This window comes from Desemzia sp. FAM 23988 (assembly GCF_045528365.1).
Taxonomy (GTDB): domain Bacteria; phylum Bacillota; class Bacilli; order Lactobacillales; family Carnobacteriaceae; genus Desemzia.
Window position 1 is genome coordinate 1 of sequence record NZ_JBGQQS010000045.1, and the last position, 3,155, is coordinate 3,155.

Sequence of the window (3,155 nt, forward strand, 5' to 3'; positions counted from 1 at the left end):
TTGTAGCTCATTAATTGATTGCTAGCGAATAAATATTCACTAATTTGTTTGTTTTGGCACTTGCCAAAACTTCCTTACACGTTTGGTTCGTCTTACTTTGTTTAGTTTTCAAAGGTCTAATTTCGTTTGCGTTGTCGCTGTGACAACTTCTTAATAATACCAGAGCGTTGACTCAATGTCAACAAGTTTTTGAAATTATTTTTTATTATCTTCCGAAACGTTTGAACAACGTCTCTGTGACAACTTCTATATATTATCATCTATTTTAATATGCGTCAACAGTTTTTCAACATTTTATTTCAAAAAAGCACAATTCTTTTTACTACTATAAAAAAAAGCCCTTCTAAATAAAGATTTTAGAAGGACTAAATATGCATTTTAAGTATGTAAAATGTATTTTTTACCACTATTTTAAAGTTAAAACATCGGAACCAGCCAATTTGTCCAGATGTAGCTCAGCGATATGACTAACAGCATAGCAAGTATCATATCGGCAACAGGGAATTCTTTTACTTTCATCATTCTAAACTCAGTCGCTATCATCAATAAACCTCTTGCAGCTTTAAAGTCATTGATCATAACTGGGGACGCCATTGGAAAAACAACTTTTGCCAACAAGAACAGGACAAGGAAGATAACAAATTGTGGAATTGCAATAATCGAAACAACATATCCTAAATTTACTGCAAATATAGCTGCTGTAAAGAAATCTAAAATAGATTTTGAAAATAGAATCGTACTGCCGCCTGTCATCCCAGCATCTAATGATCCATATATTCCTGTTCCGCTTGCACAAAACAGTACAATTACAGTTGTTAATTTAGAAATATATTCTGCAGGATCCATTCCATGTTTTGGTGTCTTAAACAAAGTAGTAATTGTCTTTTCCATCAATACGCCGCTCTGATTGATCCAAGTTCCTAAATGCAATATTAGACCTAAGCCGGTTCCTAATACTTCTGCAGGCATGTTTTCCATAATTCCTAACGTAAATATCCCAATCGATAAAGAACAAACTCCAAAAATGAGTGTGATCTGTGTTTTAAAATGAGGGCTCAGATATTTCCCAGCTAGTCCTCCTACATACCACCTAATGCAACTGACAACACATTCACAATAATCCCAATAGGCCTGGCATTCTCCTCTTTTCCTAAAGTCATTTACTAATTCCCTATGTATCTATAATACTGCCATCATTTCTATCTGAATGTGGACGCCCGTTTTTAACGACTGAACACTTGTATGGCGGGCTGGACGATTAGAAGAATCAGCAAGCATGTTGAGTCAAGCTGTATATAATTGCTTTTTATAGAATTTATCTGTTATCAGTTCGCTAAGAAGTGCAATATTCTCTGTACTGCCCCTGCTTTTTCTACTATTTCTTCGAGATAATTAAAAATTAAATCCGTTTCTTCTTCAATTGTTTCCGGTATCTTTCCTGTCTCAGGATATGTCCCCATTACAGCTGAAGTAAATACCATATTATTTACCTTAACAGCAGTTGGAATAGGCTTTTTGAGAGAAGAACCGCTTATCTCAAGTAGCAGATAAGTTTTCTATTTTGACAACGACTACACCATCGTCATCTGCCATAATCAAATCCCCACCACGAACGATTTGTCCAGCACAATTGGCCGGTGTATTTACCCATCCGCCTTTTCTTTTAAAGGTTCCGTTTGAATAAATATCTCTTGTTCGAACTGGAAATCCTAATTCACGAAGTCAACTCTACATCGCGAGTTGCAGAATCAATAACAATGCCTTGAATACCTCGTTTAATTAGAGCTGTAACGATCAGTTCTCCAACCATCCCGCCTATATAGTTGTCAGTTGTTGTGGTAATCACTAGAATATCACCTGGTTGGCACACTACGATCGCTGCATGAACCACTAAATTATCTTCAGGAGGACAAATTACGGTTACAGCAGGACCTACGATTTTTTGTCCTTGCGAGATAGGAAGAAGGTATAGCAGCATCAAGCCTGTTTTTTCTTGCGCTTCATAAACAGTCGATACATCCATTTCACGATAAGCTGTTAAAATTCCCTCAGATGGACGAGAAATGTTTTTTTACAATGTATTTTTCCATTAGTTAAACACACCTCCTACATATGGGAAGAAGTGGGTGAAGGTTTCTGTATATTGGTATTCATTTTTACGAGAACAACGGCGAGCTTGGTTCCCTCTGCTCAATGCTTTCGCACTGTAATAATCAATCAAATGTTTTTGAGATTTGAAGCAGTTCATTGCAGCTACTTTTGCTCATAAGTTTCTGTAATATCAATGATGACTTCCGGTTTGAAATCACTGATCTCAGCTTGATGTGGTTCAAATCCAAATATACTGCTTTGTTTGCTTCGTTTCATATCTTCTAAACGAACACCGTTTGAAGTAGAGAGCACACTTGCTTCAAACACAAAATTCGATACCAATTCATGATCTGGATTAAAAGCATCTTTAGGACCATGAGTCAAAATCACATATGGTTGTACTTCTCTGATTTTATGCAACATTCTTTCTTTATCTTGGCCAATCACGCTCAGATGGTAATCTTGCAAGTCCTATATTTCATAATCTTTCACGCTTAAATGTTTCGTTGCTTCTTCAATTTCTTGACGACGGTTCTTTTTGACGTTTTCCATCGTTTGATCTGGGTCGTTCCATAAATCATTGCTCTCCAACAGCGAAGGTAACAGATTCATTTTTATATTTAATTCTCTACATGCCTAATATTTAAACAAAGAAGCTCGTACTTTCATTTAATTTAGGAGTTAATATTTCCACATGAGTATAAGGAACAGATTGCTTAGCAAAATCAATAAACAATTCTCATTAATGCTGCAGAAGATAATAAGCCCGTAACCATGAACTAACAAGCACTACTGTTGGTTTGGCTACGGGCTTTTGTATTTTGAGAATGTTCTTTAATCTTTTTAATGGAAAACGTGTAGTTCTGTAGGAACGATATTTTTGGCCAGCAAGAACCCATATATTCAAAAAAATATCTTGAATTTTATACCAATTGATTGTACAAAAAAAGCACCATCCGAAGATGATGCTTTCGATTGCGCGGCAACGTCCTAGTCTCACAAGGGGAAACCCCTCACTACCTTCGGCGCTAAGAAGCTTAACTACTGTGTTCGGCATGGGAACA

Annotated in this window: 5 protein-coding genes, 1 rRNA gene and 1 pseudogene; all 7 read right to left on the minus strand. The window is 36.3% G+C overall.

Features of this window, described 5'->3' with window-relative positions:
• Positions 1-417: 417 nt before the first annotated feature.
• Positions 418-1,160, minus strand: a pseudogene (locus tag ACEN4L_RS13265) (DUF554 domain-containing protein).
• Positions 1,161-1,325: 165 nt separating this feature from the next.
• A complete protein-coding gene (locus tag ACEN4L_RS13270) occupies positions 1,326-1,481 on the minus strand; it encodes a hypothetical protein (RefSeq protein WP_407097722.1) in 156 nt (51 codons plus the stop codon).
• Positions 1,482-1,536: 55 nt separating this feature from the next.
• On the minus strand, positions 1,537-1,686 hold the full coding sequence (locus ACEN4L_RS13275; protein WP_407097723.1) for a hypothetical protein: 150 nt from the start codon (positions 1,684-1,686) through the stop codon (positions 1,537-1,539).
• 28 nt (positions 1,687-1,714) lie between these two features.
• Positions 1,715-2,023 carry a hypothetical protein gene (locus tag ACEN4L_RS13280; RefSeq protein ID WP_407097721.1) on the minus strand — a complete coding sequence of 103 codons (309 nt, stop codon included), beginning with the start codon at positions 2,021-2,023 and terminating at the stop codon, positions 1,715-1,717.
• Positions 2,024-2,253: 230 nt separating this feature from the next.
• Positions 2,254-2,559 (minus strand): PIG-L deacetylase family protein, encoded by a 306-nt coding sequence (locus ACEN4L_RS13285; protein WP_407097720.1) that lies wholly within the window; start codon positions 2,557-2,559, stop codon positions 2,254-2,256.
• A gap of 3 nt (positions 2,560-2,562) precedes the next feature.
• On the minus strand, positions 2,563-2,703 hold the full coding sequence (locus ACEN4L_RS13290) for a hypothetical protein (RefSeq protein WP_407097719.1): 141 nt from the start codon (positions 2,701-2,703) through the stop codon (positions 2,563-2,565).
• Between the two features lie 365 nt (positions 2,704-3,068).
• Positions 3,069-3,155 (minus strand): 5S ribosomal RNA (gene rrf, locus ACEN4L_RS13295); the annotation flags it as partial.